The 21270-nt window shown below is 66.4% G+C and carries 21 protein-coding genes; 17 read left to right on the forward strand and 4 right to left on the reverse strand.

Annotation, left to right across the window (positions count from 1 at the left end):
• Positions 1–22 precede the first annotated feature (22 nt).
• Together ACVILL_RS27215 and ACVILL_RS27220 are read left to right on the forward strand one after the other, a co-directional pair.
• Positions 23–1171 (forward strand): hypothetical protein, encoded by a 1149-nt coding sequence (locus tag ACVILL_RS27215; protein ID WP_456731862.1) that lies wholly within the window; start codon positions 23–25, stop codon positions 1169–1171.
• A complete protein-coding gene (locus ACVILL_RS27220) occupies positions 1168–1401 on the forward strand; it encodes a hypothetical protein (RefSeq protein ID WP_456731863.1) in 234 nt (77 codons plus the stop codon). The genes ACVILL_RS27215 and ACVILL_RS27220 overlap by 4 nt, the downstream gene beginning before the upstream one ends.
• Here the strand turns inward: ACVILL_RS27220 and ACVILL_RS27225 are convergent.
• Positions 1398–1787, reverse strand: a complete 390-nt coding sequence (locus ACVILL_RS27225) for a VanZ family protein (protein ID WP_456731864.1) — start codon at positions 1785–1787, stop codon at positions 1398–1400. The genes ACVILL_RS27220 and ACVILL_RS27225 overlap by 4 nt on opposite strands.
• Positions 1788–2277: 490 nt before the next feature.
• Here ACVILL_RS27225 and ACVILL_RS27230 point away from each other — a divergent pair, with 490 nt between their 5' ends.
• The 15 genes from ACVILL_RS27230 (at position 2278) to ACVILL_RS27300 (ending at position 19509) form a co-directional block, all read left to right on the forward strand.
• Positions 2278–2940, forward strand: a complete 663-nt coding sequence (locus ACVILL_RS27230) for a response regulator transcription factor (protein WP_016841655.1) — start codon at positions 2278–2280, stop codon at positions 2938–2940.
• Positions 2941–2974: 34 nt separating this feature from the next.
• A complete protein-coding gene (locus tag ACVILL_RS27235; protein WP_456731865.1) occupies positions 2975–3157 on the forward strand; it encodes a hypothetical protein in 183 nt (60 codons plus the stop codon).
• Positions 3157–4533, forward strand: a complete 1377-nt coding sequence (locus ACVILL_RS27240; protein ID WP_456731866.1) for an ATP-binding protein — start codon at positions 3157–3159, stop codon at positions 4531–4533. The genes ACVILL_RS27235 and ACVILL_RS27240 overlap by 1 nt, the downstream gene beginning before the upstream one ends.
• A gap of 269 nt (positions 4534–4802) precedes the next feature.
• On the forward strand, positions 4803–6197 hold the full coding sequence (locus tag ACVILL_RS27245; protein ID WP_456731867.1) for a hypothetical protein: 1395 nt from the start codon (positions 4803–4805) through the stop codon (positions 6195–6197).
• Between the two features lie 173 nt (positions 6198–6370).
• Positions 6371–6577 carry a YgaP family membrane protein gene (locus ACVILL_RS27250; RefSeq protein WP_456731868.1) on the forward strand — a complete coding sequence of 69 codons (207 nt, stop codon included), beginning with the start codon at positions 6371–6373 and terminating at the stop codon, positions 6575–6577.
• Positions 6578–6582: 5 nt separating this feature from the next.
• Positions 6583–7128 (forward strand): RNA polymerase sigma factor, encoded by a 546-nt coding sequence (locus ACVILL_RS27255; RefSeq protein WP_456731869.1) that lies wholly within the window; start codon positions 6583–6585, stop codon positions 7126–7128.
• Positions 7129–7416: 288 nt separating this feature from the next.
• On the forward strand, positions 7417–7920 hold the full coding sequence (locus tag ACVILL_RS27260) for a methyltransferase family protein (protein WP_456731870.1): 504 nt from the start codon (positions 7417–7419) through the stop codon (positions 7918–7920).
• A gap of 296 nt (positions 7921–8216) precedes the next feature.
• Positions 8217–9374, forward strand: a complete 1158-nt coding sequence (ccmI, locus tag ACVILL_RS27265; protein WP_456731871.1) for a c-type cytochrome biogenesis protein CcmI — start codon at positions 8217–8219, stop codon at positions 9372–9374.
• Between the two features lie 59 nt (positions 9375–9433).
• Complete coding sequence (gene ccmE, locus ACVILL_RS27270) at positions 9434–9928, forward strand: cytochrome c maturation protein CcmE (RefSeq protein ID WP_456731872.1); 495 nt, start codon at positions 9434–9436, stop codon at positions 9926–9928.
• Positions 9925–11907 (forward strand): heme lyase CcmF/NrfE family subunit, encoded by a 1983-nt coding sequence (locus ACVILL_RS27275; RefSeq protein WP_456731873.1) that lies wholly within the window; start codon positions 9925–9927, stop codon positions 11905–11907. The genes ccmE and ACVILL_RS27275 overlap by 4 nt, the downstream gene beginning before the upstream one ends.
• Positions 11907–12413, forward strand: coding sequence for a cytochrome c-type biogenesis protein (locus ACVILL_RS27280; protein ID WP_456731874.1), 507 nt, complete (start codon positions 11907–11909; stop codon positions 12411–12413). Before ACVILL_RS27275 ends, ACVILL_RS27280 begins: the two co-directional genes overlap by 1 nt.
• A gap of 170 nt (positions 12414–12583) precedes the next feature.
• Complete coding sequence (locus tag ACVILL_RS27285; protein WP_456731875.1) at positions 12584–14170, forward strand: Do family serine endopeptidase; 1587 nt, start codon at positions 12584–12586, stop codon at positions 14168–14170.
• Positions 14171–14436: 266 nt separating this feature from the next.
• Positions 14437–15117, forward strand: coding sequence for a response regulator transcription factor (locus ACVILL_RS27290; RefSeq protein ID WP_029878846.1), 681 nt, complete (start codon positions 14437–14439; stop codon positions 15115–15117).
• On the forward strand, positions 15101–16555 hold the full coding sequence (locus ACVILL_RS27295) for an ATP-binding protein (protein WP_456731876.1): 1455 nt from the start codon (positions 15101–15103) through the stop codon (positions 16553–16555). Before ACVILL_RS27290 ends, ACVILL_RS27295 begins: the two co-directional genes overlap by 17 nt.
• Positions 16552–19509: a bifunctional [glutamine synthetase] adenylyltransferase/[glutamine synthetase]-adenylyl-L-tyrosine phosphorylase gene (locus tag ACVILL_RS27300; protein ID WP_456731877.1), complete on the forward strand. Its 2958-nt coding sequence runs from the start codon at positions 16552–16554 to the stop codon at positions 19507–19509. The genes ACVILL_RS27295 and ACVILL_RS27300 overlap by 4 nt, the downstream gene beginning before the upstream one ends.
• Positions 19510–19605: 96 nt before the next feature.
• Here the strand turns inward: ACVILL_RS27300 and ACVILL_RS27305 are convergent, their stop codons facing one another.
• The 3 genes from ACVILL_RS27305 to fdhD all read right to left on the reverse strand — a co-directional run bounded on the left by ACVILL_RS27305 (position 19606) and on the right by fdhD (position 21269).
• Positions 19606–20049 carry a DUF695 domain-containing protein gene (locus tag ACVILL_RS27305; protein ID WP_456731878.1) on the reverse strand — a complete coding sequence of 148 codons (444 nt, stop codon included), beginning with the start codon at positions 20047–20049 and terminating at the stop codon, positions 19606–19608.
• A 178-nt stretch (positions 20050–20227) separates the two neighbouring features.
• Positions 20228–20449 (reverse strand): formate dehydrogenase subunit delta, encoded by a 222-nt coding sequence (locus ACVILL_RS27310; protein WP_456731879.1) that lies wholly within the window; start codon positions 20447–20449, stop codon positions 20228–20230.
• Entirely contained in the window at positions 20433–21269 is an 837-nt protein-coding gene (fdhD, locus tag ACVILL_RS27315) for a formate dehydrogenase accessory sulfurtransferase FdhD (protein ID WP_456731880.1), read from the reverse strand. The genes ACVILL_RS27310 and fdhD overlap by 17 nt, the downstream gene beginning before the upstream one ends.
• Position 21270: the final 1 nt, after the last annotated feature.

Here is a 21270-nt window from a genome sequence, read left to right on the forward strand (position 1 = left end):
TGGGTAAACCAGACTAACATTTATGACGTCGACCCCAGCCCAGAGGACGGTCAGGGACATCAGCCCTGCGCACCCCGAGGTGGAGTTCGCGCTGGTGCTGGCGCGGACCATCGACTCCGTCAGCTCCGACCCGCAGCAGCTGCGCAGCGCGGTCTACGAGCTGGCGCGGCAGAAGCTGCAGCAGCTCGCGCACGAGGACCCGAGCGAAAAACAGCGTCTGATGCAGGCGCTGGAAGTGGCGATCGAGGGCGTCGAAGCGCACACCAGGGACAATCTGTTCGAAAAATTCGCCGTGCGGTCGGGGCGGGCGCTGCCCGCATTCCTGGAGGCGGCCGGCGCGGCGCGGCGGATCGAGGGGCCTCCGCGGATCGATGCCGAGGAGGCATTTGCCACGACGCTCGAGCCTGCCGAGCTGCCGCGCCGTCCGTTGTGGTCGTCGTCGGCGCCGCTGCGTTATGTTGCGATGCTGGCGCTCTTTGGATTGATCGCGGCCGTCGTCCTGCTGCAGCAACGCGGTGTGTCGTTGGCCGCGGCGCGCGCGATGATTGCGGGCACGCTCGCACCGTCGCCGGCGCAACCCCAGAAGCCGGCGGTCGTTGTGGCCGTGCCGCAGCCTGCGGTGCCCGCCGCGCCGCTGGCGCCGAAACGGCCGTTGCCGACCGCCTATGGCGTCTACGCCGAGAGCGGTGGCAAGCTCTACGAGCTGCAACTGATCCAGGGCCGCGCACCGGATCCGCGCATCGCGATTTCGGCCGCGATCACGAAGCCGAGCGAGACCACACTGCCTGATGGGCATCTCCGCTTCATCGTGTTCCGGCGCGAGGGCTCCAGCGGCGCCTCCGACCCGATCGATGTGCGCCTGATCGCGCGCGTGACCCAGCAGACCACGTTCGACGCCACCGGCAAGCCGGTGGTGTCACCGGGCGACGACAACTGGGTGATCCGCAACATCTCGATCCCGTTCCGCGCAGCGCCGCTGATGGAGGATCCGCAGATGTTCGAGGTCCAGCCGCGCGACGACGCGCCGCTGTCGCCCGGACGCTACGCGCTGATCCTGAAGGCGCAGGCCTATGATTTCACGGTCGAGGGCGCGGTGACCGACAAGCGCCATTGCCTGCAGCGGCTGGCGGCCGCGAACGGCGTGTTCTACTCGGAATGCGAGAAGCCGTGAGCGGCGTTTCCGTCGGGTTCGGTGCGGTGCTGGCGCTCTTGCTGGCGTCGCATGCCGCGCTCGCGGCGCCCGATGCCGAGACGGCGAAGCGATGCCTGCGCGCGGCCTATCTGGTCTATCCGTACAAGCGCCCGGGGGCCGGGCCGATGAACGGCGACCGGCTGCACTTCTTTCAGCAATGCATGACGCAGGACGGCACAAGGTCCGCGGAAGCGCCGAAGCGCGATTAGCTCGCCGGATTTTCCGCGCGCGATCTCAACCGGCCAAACTGGCTGCGCAGCACCAGCAGGATGAAGTGACCCGCGCCGACGCCGGCGAGCCCTCCCGCAACCTTGACGATCGCATCGAGCAGCCGGCCGTGACGGTCCGCTGTCAGCAATTGCATCGCCTCAAGCGTGAACGCGCTGAAGACGACAAAGAACAAGATCAGGGCAGTGCGCCGCGGGTAACCCAGCACGAAGGCCAGTCCCATCACCGCAAACGCGGCGAAGCGCTCGGCCTGAGGATGCAAAAACGACGGACGGTCCTGGATCGGGGACAATGTGACGAATACGATGAAGGCCAGCGCCAGCCATCCGGCAACCAGCCCAAACGTCTTGATCTTTGAAATAAGCAACAAAGTATTCCCGGTCTCTGTGCCCCGCCGCGCCGCGCTGGATTAGCGCATCGTGCGTAGCCGCGACAATTAAATGCCCGCCGAAGGTTAACCAGCAGCCGTCCGTGACACCACTGACGGAGCCGACGGGTTGATACCGCGATCATGGATGAGCAATGCGAACATCTTAAGTCCAGATCGTAATGCGTTTCCACGGAAACGCATCACGATCTCATCTCTTTGTTTGAGCATGATCTTTTCGGAAAACCGGTTTCCACTTTTCCGGATCATGCTCTAGGTGCAAATCTAGGTGTTATATTACCTCAATCTGAAACCCAGCCTCGTTTCATCCGCATCTGATCGAGGGAACCTGCGGCGCTTGCGCGGGTTCCCGGGATGGTGCACCTGACAAAAAAATAAGCTCAGCCTTGCGGATCCATTCATAGGCCGTTCACGGCCGGAAGCCTCATTTGATGACGGATGATCGCAATGCTCACTCTCGGAGGCCAAAGTGCGTCTGCTCGTCGTTGAGGATGACCCGGATCTGAACCGCCAGCTCACCACCGCCTTGACGGACGCCGGCTATGTGGTCGATCGCGCGTTCGACGGCGAAGAGGGGCATTTCCTGGGCGATAGCGAGCCCTACGACGCCGTCGTGCTGGATATCGGCCTGCCGAAGATGGACGGTATCTCGGTGCTGGAGGCCTGGCGGCGGAACAAGCGGGTGATGCCGGTGCTGATTCTCACCGCGCGCGATCGCTGGAGCGACAAGGTTCAGGGCTTCGACGCGGGCGCCGACGATTATGTCGCCAAGCCCTTTCATCTGGAGGAGGTGCTGGCACGGATCCGTGCGCTGCTGCGCCGCGCCACCGGGCATGCCCAGGTCGAACTGAACTGCGGGCCGGTCGCGCTCAATACCCGCACCAAGCGCGTCACCGTCAACGGCAACCCGATCAAGCTGACCTCGCACGAGTACAATCTGCTCGACTATCTGATGCACCACACCGGGCGGGTGGTCTCGCGCACCGAGCTGGTCGAACATCTCTACGACCAGGACTTCGACCGCGACTCCAACACGATCGAGGTGTTCGTCGGCCGCATCCGCAAGAAGCTGGAAGTTGATATTATCCAGACTGTTCGGGGCTTGGGTTACATGCTGTCGCCGCCGACTTAAAGCGATTTCGAGCACAGTGGATGTTTGGGTTCGCGTGAAGAAGAAGGCGCGACCAAACAAAAGGATAGGGGCATCTCCTGTGCAATCGGATCATGCTCTTAATGCGCTTGATCGCGATGCGGGCATCGGCATGATCCGCGCCAGGAGGACTGGATTCGCCATGTCTGAACCCGCTTTGTCGCGGCCCGCCGACACGCTGTTCGAGCTCGTGCCCTGATGGGCGGCAGCTCGCTTGCGACCCGCCTGTTCGTCTCGGCGACCGCCTGGGTGGTGGTGATCCTGGCGATCACCGGCGTCATCCTCTCGTCGGTCTACCGCGACGCCACCGAGCGCGCCTTCGACCGCCGGCTCAATCTCTATCTGCGCACCCTGATCGCCGAAGTGGCGACGCCGGACGAGCCGGCGGACCGCCAGTTCCAGTCGCTCGGCGAGCCGCTGTTCGACCTGCCGCTGTCGGGTTGGTACTGGCAAATCACCCGCACCGACACCGAAAAGGGCGAGACCCGCGCCTCGCGCTCGCTGTGGGACAAGAAGCTGCCGAAGCTCGAAGAGCACGGCGCCGAGCTGACCGCCGCCGGCGTCCGCCTCGGCTATGTCGACGGGCCGGAGGGCCAGAGCCTGCGCGTGGTGGAGCGGCCGGTCGATCTCGGCGCCGACGGCAGGTTCCTGGTCAGCGTCGCCGGCGATGCGACCGAGATCTTCGATGAGACCCGCAGCTTCGACTATTATCTCGGCGGCACCTTCGCCGCCCTCGGCATCGTGTTGCTGCTGACCACGATCTTCCAGGTGCGCTACGGCCTGGCGCCGCTCAAGCGCATTTCGGACGCGATCGCCGATATCCGCTCCGGCCGCGCCGAGCGGCTGGAAGGCAAGTTTCCGGTCGAGATCGCGCCGCTCGCGCGCGAGACCAACGCGCTGATCGATGCCAACCGGGAGATCGTCGAGCGCTCGCGCACCCATGTCGGCAACCTCGCACATGCGATCAAGACGCCGTTGTCGGTGATCGTGAACGAGGCGGCCGCGCATGCCGCGGACCCTTTCGCCAGCAAGGTGCTGGAGCAAGCCGATGTGATGCGAGACCAGGTCGCGCATCACCTCGAGCGCGCGCGGATCGCGGCCCGCGCCACCATCGTCTCGACCATCACCGACGTCGCGCCCGTGATCGAGGCGCTGCGCCGGACCATGGAGAAGATCCATCGCGATCGCGATCTCTCGATCGAGGCGAAGGCCGATCCGGCGGCGCGGTTTCGCGGCGAGCGGCAGGACCTCGAGGAGATGGTCGGCAATCTCGTCGACAACGCCTGCAAATGGGCGGCCTCGCAGGTGTCCATCGAGGTCAGCGTGGTGCCGCCGGAGGTGTCGGGCGCCGGGCCGCGATTGCGCATCGTGGTCGACGACGACGGCCGCGGCTTGTCGGAAGCCGAGCGCGCCCAGGTGTCGCGGCGCGGCCAGCGGCTCGATGAATCGAAGCCCGGCTCGGGGCTTGGCCTGTCGATCGTGACCGATCTCGCCGGCCTCTATGGCGGCAATCTCGTTCTGAACAGCGCGCCGATCGGCGGCCTGCGGGCCGAGCTGATGCTGCCGGCGGTGTAGGGCAGGATGAGATTGAGCTGGATCGGCAGCGGAGGTTCACCTCTCCCTTGGGAGAGGTCGGCGCGTAGCGCCGGGTGAGGGGTTACGGTCCCTCGTTAGAGCGGCGGGCCCTCACCCGATTTGCTTCGCAAATCGACCTCTCCCCATCGGGGAGAGGTGAAGCGAGCGCCGACAGTATTCCTAAACGCGTTCTTAACGCGCCCCCCTCTATCATCGCGGGCTGACGGGCTGCGGCGTTTGCCGGGCACCAAGCTTTCACGACCGGGCGCATGAGCCAGAAATCGACCGAGCGGCTGAGGGATTATCTCGCGCAGCTTCCGCCGCAATCGCAGGCGTTGCTGATGCGGGAGCTGGAGCGCGCCGTCGAACGCGGCGACGACGTCACTGTGGCCAATCTGGTCCTGGAGCAGCTGCGCAAGATCGTGCGCGGGGCCGAGGAGGACGAGCGGATCGAGCCGCGCAGCGACGACCCGGCGCGGCTCCTGTTCCGGCCGCTCGAGCCGTTCCTTGTCGAGACCAATTTCCCGACCCGGCCGGGCCAGCTCCGGCGCGCCTCGCTGCTGCCGATCTGGCAGTGGCTGGCCCGCGAGGGCGCGCCTGAGGCCGCCCGCGAATTCGAGACGGCACTGGCGGCGGCCACCGAGAGCGGTCCGATGGAGGTCGCAGCGCGCAAGTTCCAGCTCGCGGCTGCGGAAGCCATCCTCAAGATCGCCGGGCCGACCCAGGACGACCGCCAGCGCGCGCTGGCACGCGTCGGTCCGCCGAGCGTCGTCGAGGACCTGCTGCCGATCGGCCTCGTGCTGCAGGCCCGCGAGGCGCTGGAAACCCTCGGCAGCCGGCTGCCGAGCCAGATCCGCGTCTTCACCGACTCCCAGATCGCGTCCGCCACGGAAGCGCTCAAGCTGCCGTCGCTGCAGACGCCGCAGCTGCTGCCGTTCGCGCTGTCATTGATTGCGCAACGGCTCGCCGCGCCGTGGCAGATCGTCCGCCTCGCGATCAAGATGGCGGCCTCCGACGACGAGTTGCGGGTTGCGGCCACGCCCTATGGCGTCGCCGTCACCATCGCGCTGCATGACCTGTCTTTCGTCGCGGCCTGCCTGCGCACCGACATCAGGCGCGGCCATTTCGATTATGTCGGCGAGCAGCTCAAGACCCTGCATGACGGGGTCCGCGGCCTGCGCACCGAACTTGACCTGCGCAACGATTCCACCTGGGGCCGCCAGCTCACGTCGGTGCGTGCGGATACCTCCAACGCGCTGCAATCGGAGATCGACAGCGTGCCGGGCCGGGTCCGCCGCATCCTGCGCCAGCGCGCCGACAAGGATATCACCGCCGGCGCCAAGATCGACCAATCCGAGGTCGAGGACGCCGCCGCCCTGATCGATTTCGTCGCGGTGTGCCGCACCTATGCCAGCGAGCTCGCCATCAACGAGGTGACGCTGCGGACCTTCTCCGACCTGCAACATTATGTCGAGCAGTCGACCGAGGGGCTGGTGCAGTCACTGCGCGGCGGCGACGCCCGGGTCCGGGCCTTCCGCCAGCAGCAGGTCAAGGCCGCGATCCGCTTCTGCGAGGTGCTGTTCGGCCACGACTACGCCTCTCTGATGAACCGGGCGGCCGAGAACGCCGTGACCGGTGAGCGGAAGTCGTCGCGCGCGGGGTAGGGCGCTGTCACCGGCTCGGCGCCAGCCGTACCGGCAGACCATCGCTATCACGCCAGCCTGCTGAAGCTGCCACCCTCAAATTATTTTTTGTGTCGCGACCCCGACGCCGGGTTTGCGCCCTCTTGTCTGGGTGAAGCGCCATAGCGGCGCGTCACGAACCGGAGCACAGAACCATGTTGTACAGGAAGAACGTTGGCGGGTGGGAGCGCGCGGCCAGGCTGATCAGCGGGGGCTTGATGCTCATCTGCGGCGTGGTTGCGCTACACGCTTCGCCGCTCGGACTACTGCTGAGCGGCGCGGGTGTCGTGACCCTGGTCACCGCCGTGTTAGGCTATTGCCCTGCCTGCGCCATCGCCGGGCGCGAGCCACTGAAGGGGTGACTGCCTTGGCGCGCGTTTCAGACGATCTCTTGCTCGCGGCACAGTCGGGTGACCGGCATGCGCTGACAGAGCTATTGGTGGCGCTGCAGCCGGACATTCGACGCTACGCCCGGCGCCTTTGCTACCGCGCCTCGGTTATCGAGGATGTGGTGCAGGAAGCACTCATCGTCGTGTACCGGCGCGTGGGGACGATCCGCAGTCCAGCCGCACTCGCCGGCTGGCTGCTGACCGTCATCGCGCGCCTTTGCATGCTGCCGGCGCTGATGCTGATGCGCGGAGTCGAGGAGCTCGCCAGCCTGGAAGAGTCACGCGAGCTCGCAAAGGTCCCGCCGGACGAGTTGCGCATAGACTTGGTCAATGCGATCGAGTCGCTTTCGCCGTCCCATCGCGAAGTGCTGCTGCTGCGGGATCTCGAAGATCTGACGATCTGGGAAATCGCCGGGCGGCTCGGCGTGACGCGCGAAGCGGCCAAAAGCCGCCTGCGCCGCGCCCGCGCACTGGTGCGCGAATACCTGCTCGGCACAAAGGACAGCGGACGAGAGAGCACATGAATTACCTTCGTGGAGTCGGCATGTTCGGGAGCGCCTTCCTGGGCGCACACCTGATGCGCGGCGCGGCTGCGGCGGCGCTACTCGCTTGGGCCATCGTCCACCAGACCGCGCACCCTTGGCTTTCCTTGGGCGCGGGCGTTGCCGCCCTCGTCGCGCTACGCGGATGCCCGATGTGCTGGACAGTGGGCCTGGTCGAGACGCTTACGCAAGGCCGTCGCGATTCAACTGCTGAACACGCTGACCGGACATCGCTGCATTAACATTGCGACAGGACGGGAAGGAGGTGCCGTGCGGAAAGCGCTCGCGGTATTGGGCTCTGCCCTCTTCTTTGCGGTTGCGCCCAGCTCGGTGGCGGGGCTCGTTCCCTGGTGGATTACGCGTTGGGAGTTTCAGCCGCCCTTCTTCGATCTCGACGCGACGCGCGCCGTCGGGATCCTGTTGATCCTCGCCGGTCTCCCCGGGATTGTCGACTCGTTTGCACGCTTTGCGCTGCAGGGATTGGGCACGCCGGCGCCGATCGCGCCGACGCAGAACCTGGTGGTGACGGGTCTCTATCGCTATGTGCGCAATCCCATTTACGTTGCCCTTGTCGCCGTCATTCTGGGCGAGGCGCTTCTGTTCGGCGATTGGCGCCTGTTCCTTTACGGAGCGCTGGTGTTTGTCGCTTTCCACATCTTTGTACTCGCCTATGAGGAGCCGACGCTGAGGGAAAGCTACGGAACCGAGTATGAAACCTATTGCGCCAACGTGCCGCGCTGGCTCCCCCGCTTTACTGCCTGGCGAACCCTGTAGCGCACAATTTCTGAATAATAGAAGTGTGGCGCTGATTTGCCCGACGTGTCAAGTCGGCATTCGAGCGCTAGCGGCCGCCCGCCGGCTCCTTTGCATGGGGTTGTTTTCGATATTTTGGTCGCGCGCGCCTTCACCCCGCAAACGCGCTTGCAACACCGCCGGAACGGCCACCGCAAGCCGCTTGTTCCGGCCATCGTCCGATCCAGTAATTGTCAATTGCCGGGCTCGCCGCCGGTAGTGTAAAGCGATTCTAAGGCGGCTCGCCTGAAGCCGCCGTTCCATCCGGGAACCGCTTGATGACGCTGTGGTTTGTGTTCGCCATGATGACGGTCGCGGCGATCTTTGCCGTGCTGTGGCCGCTCAGCCGCCGCGGGCGGACGGACACTGGCGGCAGCGAGGTCGTGGTCTACCGGGACCAACTCGCCGAAATCGACCGCGACATGGCTGCCGGCATCATCGGCGCCGCCGAGGCCGATGCCGCGCGGATCGAGATCAGCCGCCGGCTGCTGGCCGCTGCCGACCAGAGCGGGCGCGACACCCCGGTGCAGGGCAGTCTCAGTCTGCGGCGCACTGCTGCGATCGTGGCCCTGGTCGGGCTGCCGGTGATTGCGTCGAGCTTCTATCTCGCGCTCGGCTCGCCGCGGCTCGGCGACTTTCCGCTCGCCGAGCGCAGCCGGGTGGCCGATGCCAACCAGCCGCTCGCCAATCTGGTCGAGCAGGTCGAGGCCCATCTGGAGAAGAACCCGACCGACGGCCGCGGCTGGACCGTGCTGGCGCCGGTGCTGTCGCGCCTCGGCCGCTACGATGATGCCGTCCGCGCCTATCGCAACGCGATCACCTATGCCGGCGAGACCGCCGATCGCCGCGCCGATCTCGGCGAGGCGCTGATGGGAACCGCCGGCGGCGTCGTCACCGCGGACGCCAAGACCGAGTTCGAGCGCGCCGTCGCGCTGAATGGCGATGATGCCAAGGCGAACTATTTCCTCGGCCTCGCCGCCGAGCAGGACGGCCGCAAGGCTGATGCCGCCGCACTCTGGCAGAAGATGCTGGCCAAGGGGCCGTCCGACGCGCCGTGGCGGCCGCTGGTGCAGGCTGCATTGGTGCGGGTCGGCGGCAGCGTGCCCGGCGGCGTCAGCTCGCCCGGCGGCGCCATCGCTCCCGGTGGCGCGAGCGCACCGGCGCTGCCCGAGGGCGTGGTGGCCGCGGCCAAGGACATGAGCGAGGCCGATCGCGGCACCATGATCAAGGGCATGGTCGACCGGCTGGCGACGCGGCTGAAGACCAACGGCGACGATGTCGAGGGCTGGCTGCGGCTGGTCCGCGCCTATCTCGTGATGGGAGAGCGCGACAAGGCGATGAGCGCGCTCGCGGATGCCCGTCAGGCGGTGGCCAACGATGCGGACCGGTTGCGTCAGCTCAATGAGGGGCTGAAGAATCTCGGGTTGGATGGATAGAGCATGACGCCGAAAAGTGTGCAGCGGTTTTCGGATGATGTCATGCGCAAGGATAGAGCATGACCAGGAAGCAACGGCGTTTGACATTGATCGGCTGCGCGCTCGTCGTGCTCGCGATCGCTGCGGGTCTGGTGCTGAACGCACTGCGCGATTCCATCGTGTTCTTCTCGACGCCGTCGATGGTCGCCGAGAAGCATCTCGGTCCGGGCAAGCGTTTCCGCCTCGGCGGCCTGGTGGAACAGGGCTCGCTTAAACGGGGTGACAATCTCGCCGTGACCTTCACCGTCGGCGACGGCGGCGCGACGCTGCCGGTCGCCTACAAGGGCATCCTGCCGGATCTGTTCCGCGAGGGGCAGGGCGTGGTCGCGGAAGGCGCGCTCGATGCGTCAGGCGTGTTCCGCGCCGACACCGTGCTCGCCAAGCATGACGAGACCTACATGCCCAAGGACGTCGCCGACGCCCTGAAGAAGCAGGGCCACTGGAAGGACGATTACGCCAAGTCAGGCAACATGCCGAGCGCCTCCGCGGCGCCGACTCAGGGAGCGATGCGGTGATCGCCGAAAGCGGACATTATGCCCTGGTGCTCGCGCTCGGGCTCGCGCTGATCCAGTCAATCGTGCCGATCGTCGGTGCGCGCTGGCGCGATGCGGCGCTGATGAACGTCGCGCGCTCGACCGCGCTCGCCCAGTTGCTGTTCGTCGCGGCGTCGTTCGCGGCGCTGGTGACGCTGCACGTCACCTCGGATTTCTCGGTCGCCAATGTCTACGAGAATTCGCATTCGCTGAAGCCGCTGCTCTACAAGATCACCGGCGTGTGGGGAAACCATGAAGGATCGATGCTGCTGTGGGTGTCGATCCTGGCGCTGTTCGGCGGCCTCGTCGCGGCGTTCGGCAACAATCTGCCGCTGTCGCTGCGTGCGCATGTGCTGGCGGTGCAGGCCTGGGTCGCCAGTGCCTTCTATCTGTTCATCCTGATCACCTCGAACCCGTTCCTGCGCATCGCCAATCCGCCGCTGGAGGGACGCGACCTCAATCCGGTGCTGCAGGACATCGGCCTCGCGGTGCACCCGCCAATGCTCTATCTCGGCTATGTCGGTTTCTCGATCTCGTTCTCGTTCGCGGTGGCGGCGCTGCTCGAGGGACGGATCGACGCCGCCTGGGCGCGCTGGGTGCGGCCGTGGACGCTGATGGCGTGGATATTCCTGACGCTCGGCATCGCGATGGGCTCCTACTGGGCCTATTACGAGCTCGGCTGGGGCGGCTGGTGGTTCTGGGATCCGGTCGAGAACGCCTCGCTGATGCCGTGGCTTGCCGGCACCGCGCTATTGCATTCGGCGCTGGTGATGGAGAAGCGCAACGCGCTGAAGGTGTGGACCGTGCTGCTGTCGATCCTGACCTTCTCGCTGTCGCTGCTCGGCACCTTCCTGGTGCGCTCCGGCGTGCTGACGTCGGTTCACGCCTTCGCGACCGATCCGACCCGCGGTGTGTTCATCCTGCTGATCCTGTTCGTCTTCATCGGCGGCAGCCTGTCGCTCTATGCCTGGCGGGCGCCGGCGCTGAAGCAGGGCGGGCTGTTCGCGCCGATCTCGCGCGAAGGCGCACTGGTGCTCAACAACCTGCTGCTGACCACCGCGTGCGCGACGGTGTTCATCGGCACGCTGTATCCGCTGGCGCTCGAGGTCTTGACCGGCGAGAAGATCTCGGTCGGCGCGCCGTTCTTCAATTTCACCTTCGCGCCGCTGTTCGTGCCGCTGCTGCTCGCCGTGCCGTTCGGGCCGCTCTTGGCCTGGAAGCGCGGCGACCTGCTCGGCGCCGCGCAGCGGTTGATGGTCGCGGGCACCGCAGCACTTGTTGCGATGGCCCTGGTGTTTGCGTGGACCTATGGCGGCGCGACCCTGGCGCCGCTCGCGATTGCGCTCGCGGTGTTCGTCATATCAGGCGCACTGTGCGATCTCGCCGAGCGCATCGCGCTGTTCCGGATTCCGCTGTCGCTCTCGCTGCGCCGCGCACGCGGCTTGCCGCGCGCGACCTGGGGCACGGCATTCGCGCATGCCGGTCTGGGCATAGCGCTGATCGGGATCGTCTGCGAGACCACCTGGAACACCGAATATATCGGCACAATGAAGCCGGACGACGTCGCCCGCGTCGCCGGCTACCAACTGCGGCTCGACGGCCTGAACCCGCGGCAGGGGCCGAACTTCCGCGAGATGGTCGCGCAATTCACCGTGACGCGCGACGGCGAGAAGATCAGCGTGATGACGCCGTCGAAGCGCAACTTCACGACCCGCGGCGCCTCGACCACCGAGGCCGCGCTGCTGACCCGCGGCGCAAGCCAGCTCTATATCTCGCTCGGCGATAGCTCCGCCGACGGCGCGATCGCGGTGCGCATCTATCACAAGCCGCTGGTGCTGATGATCTGGTGGGGACCGGTGCTGATGGCGTTCGGCGGATTGCTGTCGCTGTCCGACCGCCGCCTGCGGGTCGGTGCGCCGAAACCGGCCAAAGCGGCTCGCGCATTGCAGGCGGCCGAGTGATGCGGTCGCGCGCTCTTGCAGCCACTGTGCTTGCGGCGACCCTGGTGCTCGGCGCGATGCCGGCCCGCGCCGTGCTGCCCGACGAAATCATGTCCGATCCGGCCAGGGAGGCGAGGGCGCGCGAGCTCTCCAAAGAGCTGCGCTGCATGGTCTGCCAGAACCAGTCGATCGACGATTCGGAGGCGCCGCTCGCGCGCGACCTCCGCCTGCTGGTGCGTGAACGCATTTCGGCCGGCGACAGCGACCGCCAGGTGATCGATTTCCTGGTCGCCCGCTATGGCGAGTTCGTGCTGCTGAAGCCGCGCCTCAACGAGCACACGCTGGTGCTGTGGCTGACCCCGCCGCTGGCGCTTCTCTTGGGCGGTTTTGCGCTCTGGCGCCTCGGCCGGCGCAAGGCAAATCCGGCTGCCGGCGGGGGCGATTCAGCCCCCGGATTGACCTCCGACGAGGAGGCGCGCCTGGAACGGCTGCTGGCCGCGGAATCCGCGCCGGACAAGCCGGTTTAGTTCCCCTCTAAGCCCTTTATTTGCCTGCGCTATTCTGCCGCAGCGCAGGTCTGCTCAATTACAAAAGTTTAATTCCGCAGCCAGCGCGCTGTAAGGCTGATGACCCCATGTTCAGACGCATCAGGTGCTCGCCCCGGCACCAATGATTCTGGCCCTGGAGATTTCAAGACATGACCGACCGTCCCGACCTCTCGTCCCTTCCGTCCTACAAGGCGCCGAAGCGCTCGCTGTTCTCTGCCCGCAAACTCGCGCTGATGGCGTCGGTCGTGGCCGGCCTCGGTGCCGCCACCTACGGCTTCAGCCCGTCGCACAACCCGGCCGACCTGTTCACGACGCCCGCGCATGCGCAGGTCAACAACGAGGTCAAGAAGGTTCAGCAGCCGGTCGGGTTTGCCGACATCGTCGAGCGCGTCAAGCCGTCGGTGATCTCGGTCAAGGTCAACCTTCGCGAGAAGGTCGCGAAGGACGACGGCAACAATGAGGATTCGCCGTTCCAGCCCGGTTCGCCGATGGAGCGCTTCTTCCGCCGCTTTGGCGGTCCGGATGGCTTGCCCCCGGGCCTGCGCGGTGGACCGCGTGGCGGTGGCGTGGTGACGGGCCAGGGCTCCGGCTTCTTCATCTCGGCTGACGGCTTTGCCGTGACCAACAATCACGTCGTCGACGGCGCCGACAAGGTCGAAGTCACGACCGATGACGGCAAGACCTACTCCGCCAAGGTGATCGGCACCGATCCGCGCACCGATCTCGCGCTGATCAAGGTCGAGGGCGGCTCCAACTTCCAGTTCGCCAAGCTCTCCGACAGCAAGCCGCGCATCGGCGACTGGGTGCTGGCGGTCGGCAATCCGTTCGGCCTCGGCGGCACCGTGACCGCGGGCATCGTCTCGGCCTCCGGCCGCGACATCGGCAACGGCCCGTATGACGATTTCATCCAGATCGATGCGCCCGTGAACAAGGGCAATTCGGGTGGCCCGGCGTTCGATGTCTCCGGCGAAGTGATGGGCGTCAACACCGCGATCTACTCGCCGTCCGGCGGCAGCGTCGGCATCGCGTTCTCGATCCCGGCCCAGACCGTCAAGAGCGTCGTCGCCCAGCTGAAGGACAAGGGCTCGGTCAGCCGCGGCTGGATCGGCGTCCAGATCCAGCCGGTGACCTCAGACATCGCCGACAGCCTCGGCATGAAGAAGGCCGAAGGCGCGCTGGTTGCCGAACCGCAGGCCAATGGTCCCGCGGCCAAGGCCGGCATCGAGTCCGGTGACGTCATCACCGCCGTCAATGGCGAGGCGGTGAAGGATGCGCGCGAACTCGCCCGCACCATCGGCGGCCTCGCGCCTGGCAATGCCGTGAAGCTGAACGTGCTGCACAAGGGCCAGGACAAGACCGTGAACCTCACGCTCGGCCAGTTGCCGAACAACCTGGAAGCCAAGGCCGACACCAACAATGACGGCGACAAGGGCAACTCGTCCCGCGGCACCGACGTGCCGAAGCTGGGCCTGACGGTGGCGCCCGCCAACAGCGTGGCCGGCGCCGGCAAGGAAGGCGTGGTCGTGACCGAAGTCGATCCCAAGAGTGCTGCCGCTGAGCGGGGCTTCAAGGAAGGCGACGTGATCCTCGAGGTCGCCGGCAAGTCCGTCGGCACCGCCGGTGAGGTGCGTGATGCGATTACCGCGGCGCGTAATGACAGCAAGAACAGCGTTCTCATGCGCGTGAAGAGCGGCGGTTCGTCGCGCTTTGTGGCAGTGCCGTTGGCCAAGGGATAACTATCTATGTGTTGGGAAGCGTCGCCGGCATCAGTCGCCCCCGCCGACGGCGCTTTCCGGGGGGCGGGCCCCTTGCTCGCTCCCTATGTTGCCTTTCGATGGAATATGCCCCCCTCCGTCGGAAGGTCTCAGGGCGGTGAAGTCCCCCAGCTTCACCGCCCACTTTTTCCCAACATTTCGAGAATATGCGCGGTCGTCTTGCATGTGCAGGCCGGCCGCGTCATGCTGACAGAGGGCCCATTCCCGTGACCGCAATCGCTCCGCAAATGCGCATCCTGATCATCGAAGATGACCGCGAGTCAGCCGACTATCTGGTCAAGGCGTTCCGTGAAGTCGGCTATATCGCCGATCTCGCCTCCGACGGCGAGGAGGGGCTGTCGATGGCCGAAACCGGCGATTACGATGTGCTGGTCGTGGACCGCATGCTGCCGAAGCGGGATGGCTTGTCGCTTATCGGCAGCCTGCGCGACAAGGGCAACCGGACGCCGGTCCTGATCCTCTCGGCGCTGGGCCAGGTCGATGACCGGATCAAGGGCCTGCGCGCGGGCGGCGACGACTATCTGCCAAAGCCCTATTCCTTCGCCGAGCTGCTGGCGCGCGTCGAGGTGCTGTCGCGGCGCAATGTCGGGCCGGCCGAGGAGACCACCTACAAGGTCGGCGACCTCGAGCTCGATCGGCTGTCGCATCGCGTCGCCCGCGGCAAGGATGAGCTGACCTTGCAGCCGCGCGAGTTCCGTCTGCTCGAATATCTCATGAAGCATGCAGGGCAGGTGGTGACGCGCACGATGCTGCTCGAGAACGTCTGGGACTATCATTTCGATCCGCAGACCAATGTCATCGACGTTCACATCTCGCGGCTGCGCTCCAAGATCGACAAGGGCTTCGAGCGGCCGCTGCTGCATACCATCCGCGGTGCGGGGTATATGATCCGTGACGGCATTCGGTAAACTGATCCGGACCACGGCGTTTCGGCTGACGCTGGTCTACCTGTTCCTGTTCGCGCTGTTCGCCGCCTCGCTGCTGGCTTACTTCGCCTGGAACACGCGGCGGCTGATCACCGAGCAGATCACGACGACGGTCAATGTCGAGGTCAACGAGATCATCGACATCTATAATCGCCGCGGGCTGCACGGCCTGCTGAACGGCATGGGCTATCGTGCGCTGCGGCCGGGCGCCAACCTCTATCTCCTGACGGCGCCGAACGGGCAGGCGCTCGCCGGCAATGTCGGCTCGCTGGCGCCGGGCGTGATGAGCGTGCAGGGCTGGACCGAGACCGCCTATCGCCGGATCGACGACCAGGACAAGACCGATCACCGCGCGCTGGTGCGGGTCACCGAGATGACCAACGGCTTCCACCTTCTGGTCGGACGCGACCTCGAGGAGCGGCGGCGGCTGTTCGGCATCGTTGCCAAGGCCGCGCAATGGTCGATCCTCGTCGTCGTCGTGCTCGGCATCGGCGGCGGGATCTTCGTCGCCCGCCGCGTGCTGCACCGGATCGACGCCATGACCGGCACGACGCGGCGGATCATGGCGGGCGATCTGTCCGGCCGGCTGCCGGTCGGCCGCAGCGGCGACGAGCTCGACCGCCTCGCGGAAAATCTCAACGCCATGCTGGAGCGCATCGAGGCGCTGATGACGGGGCTGAAGGAGGTCTCCGACAACATCGCTCACGACCTCAAGACCCCGCTGACGCGGCTGCGCAACCGCGCCGAGGAGGCGCTGGCGAAGTCCGGCTGCGAGGCCGATTATCGCGCCGCGCTGGAGCGGACCATCGACGAGTCCGACGGGTTGATCCGCACCTTCAATGCGCTGCTGATGATCGCGCGTGCCGAGTCCGGCCAGGCGCGCGGCAACATGGACGATTTCGACGGCGCCGACGTCGCCAACGGCATCCACGAATTGTACGAGCCGCTGGCCGAGGACGACGGCATGACGTTGCAGGTGAAGACCGCGCCGGCGCCGATTCACGGCAACCGCGAATTGATCAGCCAGGCGGTTGCCAACCTGGTCGAGAACGCCATCAAATATGGCAAGCCCGACACCGGCATCGAGCCGCTGAAGGCCGATGCGCGGGAGATCCTGATCGAGGCGCGGCGCGAGGGCGATCAGGTCCTGCTCAGCGTCACCGACCATGGTCCCGGCATTCCCGAGGGCGACCGCAAGCACGCGGTGGAGCGCTTCGTCCGGCTCGAGGCGAGCCGCACCTTACCCGGTTCCGGTCTCGGCCTCAGCCTGGCCTCGGCGGTGGCCACGCTCCATGGCGGCGAGCTGCGGCTCGGCGATGCCCATCCGGGGCTGGTGGCAACCCTGGTCCTGCCCGTGCGAGCGGGCGGCAGTGACAGGCTTGCGGCTCAAACGCAGGATGTGCCACAGAAGGCGGCATGAATGCCGCCGCGCCGGGAAACGCGGATCGACGTCGTCTGGCCGCACGGTTCGCGGACGGGCCGCATGTCGCCGCGCCCGAATCCGCCGATCAGCGCCTGACTGACTGGTTCGCCGAGCTCGAGCCGGCCCAATCGGCCGCGCTGTCGAAACTGCTGGAACATCCGTTCGCGCGCGACATCCTGCGCGGCATCGCCGGGTTCTCGCCCTATCTGTTCGAGCTCGCGCGCGCCGACGCCGCGCGGCTGATCCGGATCCTGTCATGCGACCCGGAGTCGCATCTTGCCGATCTGATCGAGACGACCTCGCGCGAGGTGCTCGCCGCCGGCAGCGAGGCCGATGTGATGATCCTGCTCCGCCGCATGAAGGCGGAGGCGGCGCTGATGATCGCGCTGTGCGACATCGGCGGCGTCTGGCCGGTGATGCGGGTCACCGCGGCGCTGACCGACATTGCGGTGAATTCGGTGCAGTCGGCGCTGCGCTATTTGTTCCGGCAGGAAGTCGCCCGCGGTCGGATGACCGCCGCCGATCCCGACCATCCCGAGATCGGCTCAGGGCTGATCGTGCTCGCGATGGGCAAGATGGGCGCGGGCGAACTGAACTATTCCAGCGACATCGACCTGATCGTGTTCTTCGATCGCGCGGCCACCTCGCTCGCCGAGGACATCGAGCCGCAGCCGTTCTTCGTGCGGGTCACCCAGGCGATGGCGCGGATGCTGCAGCAGCGCTCGGGCGAGGGCTATGTGTTCCGGGTCGATCTCAGGCTACGGCCGGACCCGGCCTCGACCCAGGTCGCGATCTCGACCGACGCGGCCTTGCACTATTACGAGCGCGAGGGCCGCACCTGGGAGCGCGCCGCGATGATCAAGGCGCGAGCCTGCGCTGGCGATCCCAAGGCCGGCGATGCGCTGATCGCCGAGCTTGCGCCGTTCGTCTGGCGCAAGCATCTGGACTTCGCCGCTCTTGCCGACGTCCACGACATGAAGCGGCAGATGCAGACCTATCGCGGCCAGAGCGAGATCTCGGTCGAGGGCCACAACGTCAAGGTCGGCCGCGGCGGCATTCGCGAGATCGAGTTCTTCGCCCAGACCCAGCAGCTGATCGCCGGCGGCCGCCATCCGGAATTGCGGGTGCGGCCGACGCTGGAGGCGCTCAACGTGCTCGCCGGCAGCAACTGGATCACCCACGAGGCGCGCGACGAGCTGACCACGGCCTATGAATTCCTGCGCCGGGTCGAGCACCGGCTGCAGATGATCGCCGACGAGCAGACCCATTCGCTGCCCGAAGCGCCCGAAGACGTCGAGCGCTTCGCGCATTTCTTCGGCTACGAGAATCGCCAGGCGTTTGCGAAGGACCTGCTCGGTCAGCTCAAGACCGTGCAGAGCCATTACGGCAAGCTGTTCGAGGGCGACGATCCGACCGGCACCGCGAAGCTGCCGGATATCGACTACGGCGCCGGGCCCGAAGATGCGCGCCTGATCGAGCATCTCGCCCATCTCGGCTTCAAGAAGCCCGTCGCAGTCGCCGGCACCGTGCAGCAGTGGATCGCGGGCGATTACCGTGCGCTGCGCGTCGAGGCGACGCGCGCGGCGTTCCTCGAATTCATTCCCGGCCTGATCGACGGCCTCGCGCATGCCGAGGAGCCCGACGACGCGGTGGCGGCATTCGACCGTTTCCTGGGCGCCCTGCAGCGCGGCGGGCGGCTGATCTCGCTACTCAGCCAGAACCGCGATTTCGTGGCGCTGGTCGCCTTGATCCTCGGCGCGGCGCCGCGACTCGGCGACATGCTGGCGCGGCAGCCGCAGATCATGGACGGCCTGGTCGATCCGCGCTTCTTCGGCGCGATGCCGGACAAGAAGGAGCTTTCCGAACGGCTCGCGACCACGTTGCAGGACGCGTCATCCTACGAGGACTTCCTCGATCGCCTGAGACTGTTCGGCCAGGAGAGCCTGTTCCTGATCGGCACGCGGATCCTGTCGGGCACGGTGTCGGCGCAGCATGCCAGCACGGCCTTCGCCGACGTCGCCGAGGGCATCGTGCACACCGTGCACGGCCTCGTCACCGACCAGTTCGCCGCTCAATACGGCCGGATCAAGGGGCAGGAGACCGCGATCCTCGCGATGGGCCGGCTCGGCAGCCGCGAGATGACGGCGTCCTCCGATCTCGATCTGATCCTGCTCTACGATTTCGACAGCGAGGCGCCGGACTCCGACGGCGAGCGCTCGCTGCACGGCGCGCAGTATTTCGCCCGCTTCACCCAGCGCCTGATCAGCGCGTTCACGACCCGGACCAATTACGGCGTGCTCTACGAGGTCGACATGCGGCTGCGCCCCTCGGGGCGCGCGGGTCCGGTCGCCTCGCGGATCGACTCCTTCGCCGACTATCAGGAGCGCGAGGCGTGGACCTGGGAGCACATGGCGCTGACGCGCGCGCGCGTGATCTCGTCATCGCCTGAGTTCCGCGAGAAGATCGAGGCGATCATCCGCGGCGTCCTGACCCGGCCGCGCGATGCGGCGTCGACCGCGGCCGATGTTGCCGACATGCGGCGCGCAATCGCGCTGGAGAAGGGCGAGGACGACGTCTGGGACCTCAAGCTCGCCGCCGGCGGGCTCGTCGACATCGATTTCATCGCGCAATATCTCCAGCTCGCGCACGCCGCGGCGAAGCCGGAGATCCTCAGCGTCTCCACGCTGCAGGTGCTCGACAATGCCGCCAAGCTCGGCCTGCTCGGCCAGTCCGAGGCCGAGATACTGCGCTCGGCGGCGCGGCTCTATCATGACCTCACGCAAATCCTGCGGCTCTGCGTCTCCGGCAAGTTCAATCCCGAGACGGCCGGGGAGGACCTGCTGCGCGTGATGGCGCGGGCCGGCGACACGCCGGATTTCTCCGCGCTGGAAGCCCGCCTGCGCGAGACGCAGAGCGAGGTGCGCCGCGTCTTCAACGCGATCGTGGGCTAGGTCGCGCGGGCTCGTCGACGGGGGAGCCGATGGGCTCGGGATATCCCGGGCATCCACGACGAGACCCGATCGGCCATTGATCAAGCAATCGATGCTCTACCGGGCGGCGAGATACCATGCCGCCTTTTCCCATGTGGGATCGTTATCGATGCGATAATCGAAGTGCCGCGGATATTCCTTGTTGCTCAAGATCTCTCGCAGGACGCGATCAGCCGCATGGGGATCGTGGACCCGCCAGACGATCTCCCTCAAGGAATTGTGCGTGACGCGAGCAAGAAACAACGCGTTGTTGTTCGCTTTTATGCGTGGATCAAGCCTGCCCTCGAAGGCGTAAAGCAGGTCCTGTTCGTCGCCGGAAGGCAGCTGAAGCTCGATGCAGTCGACGCAATGGATGATAACGGAGAGATGCCATTCGAACAGGCTCTTGGACTCGAATGTCTGAAGTGCCGAGTTAACGGTCGCGAACCCCGGACATTTCTGCCGATGAAACTCGATCACCGAATGGACTTCTTCGGGGATAACTTCCTTGCCGATGTTCATCTGGCGCTTCGCGGTCCACCGTGGGCCAAAACCGCGGACATTGAAATCTCGATTTGGCGCAGGTGCAACCCCGAATCATGCCGGCCGTAGAGGCATTTTGCCGGGCGGGAGATCGGCCCGGTTTTCGCTGCGCTTTGCGAGCACCCGATCGGCTAACCCACCCCGCGATCTGAGCCGGCTACGCCTGCTGCCTCAGCTTGAGCAACGCGTCGCGGACGTCGGGGTCGAGACCGGCGCCGCCGGCGTCGAGATGGGCGAAGATCTGCTTGCGCATCCGCGGGTCCCAGAACTTCCAGATGTGCTCGGAAATGCCCTGCACGGCGCGGTCGTGCCCCTGGCTCTGGAAGAATTTTCCGATCTGGTTCGCCATATAGACCAGTTTGTCAGGCGACGACGACATAGGCGGACTCCTTGCCGGGCACCGCGCCTGTGACGCGTTCCGGATGCGTAAAGATTTCAAATCCATCGGCGCGGGCGATCGCGGCAAGCGTGATGCCGGCGGCATCCGCCATCCGTACCGCAAGCGCGGTCGGCGCCGATACGGCCGCAATCAGCGGCGCGCCGATCGCGGCGGTCTTCTGCACCATTTCGACCGAGACGCGGCTGGTCAGCAGCACCATGCCGTCGCTCGTGACGACGTTGTCGCGGGCCAGCGCGCCGGCGAGCTTGTCGAGCGCATTGTGGCGGCCGACATCCTCGCGCAGCGCCACGATGCCGCGCGAGGCCGTCCAGAACGCGGCGGCGTGCACGGCGCGGGTCTGGTGGTTGATCTCCTGCAGCGGCGCGACCGCCGCCACTGCGATCATGATCTCGCGGGGCGAGAACACGCGGCTCGCCGGCACCACCGCGGCCGGCCGAACCGCCTCGCTGATCGAATCCAGTCCGCACAGGCCGCAGCCGGTCGGCCCGGCGATGTTGCGGCGCCGCTCGGCGATCCGCTCGGCCTTGTCGGGCCCGAGCCACATCCGAAGCTCGATGCCGTCGTCGAGCTCGACGATGTCGAGGGTCTCGATCTCGTCGGCCGATTGCACGATGCCTTCGCTCAGGCTGAAGCCGACGGCGAAGTCGCCGAGGTCCTCGGGCGAGCCCATCATCACGGCGTAGGTGCCGCCATTATAGGTCAGCGCGAGCGGCGTCTCCTCCGGGATCAGGCGCGCGCCGTCGTTGAAGACGCCGTCGCGCCAGACCTTTCGGATCGCCTTGTGGACGGGCTCGCGCATC

This window comes from Bradyrhizobium sp. USDA 3364 (genome assembly GCF_054056355.1).

Bases quoted from the DNA above. Each gene is read 5' to 3' on its own strand.
- fdhD (WP_456731880.1), bottom strand. From the start codon at position 21,269: ATGCGCGAGCCCGTCCACAAGGCGATCCGAAAGGTCTGGCGCGACGGC.
- ACVILL_RS27240 (WP_456731866.1), top strand. From the start codon at position 3,157: ATGGGCGGCAGCTCGCTTGCGACCCGCCTGTTCGTCTCGGCGACCGCC.
- ACVILL_RS27285 (WP_456731875.1), top strand. From the start codon at position 12,584: ATGACCGACCGTCCCGACCTCTCGTCCCTTCCGTCCTACAAGGCGCCG.
- ACVILL_RS27245 (WP_456731867.1), top strand. From the start codon at position 4,803: ATGAGCCAGAAATCGACCGAGCGGCTGAGGGATTATCTCGCGCAGCTT.
- ACVILL_RS27250 (WP_456731868.1), top strand. From the start codon at position 6,371: ATGTTGTACAGGAAGAACGTTGGCGGGTGGGAGCGCGCGGCCAGGCTG.
- ACVILL_RS27290 (WP_029878846.1), top strand. From the start codon at position 14,437: ATGCGCATCCTGATCATCGAAGATGACCGCGAGTCAGCCGACTATCTG.
- ACVILL_RS27300 (WP_456731877.1), top strand. From the start codon at position 16,552: ATGAATGCCGCCGCGCCGGGAAACGCGGATCGACGTCGTCTGGCCGCA.
- ACVILL_RS27215 (WP_456731862.1), top strand. From the start codon at position 23: ATGACGTCGACCCCAGCCCAGAGGACGGTCAGGGACATCAGCCCTGCG.
- ACVILL_RS27280 (WP_456731874.1), top strand. From the start codon at position 11,907: ATGCGGTCGCGCGCTCTTGCAGCCACTGTGCTTGCGGCGACCCTGGTG.
- ACVILL_RS27305 (WP_456731878.1), bottom strand. From the start codon at position 20,049: ATGAACATCGGCAAGGAAGTTATCCCCGAAGAAGTCCATTCGGTGATC.
- ACVILL_RS27310 (WP_456731879.1), bottom strand. From the start codon at position 20,449: ATGTCGTCGTCGCCTGACAAACTGGTCTATATGGCGAACCAGATCGGA.
- ccmI (WP_456731871.1), top strand. From the start codon at position 8,217: ATGACGCTGTGGTTTGTGTTCGCCATGATGACGGTCGCGGCGATCTTT.
- ccmE (WP_456731872.1), top strand. From the start codon at position 9,434: ATGACCAGGAAGCAACGGCGTTTGACATTGATCGGCTGCGCGCTCGTC.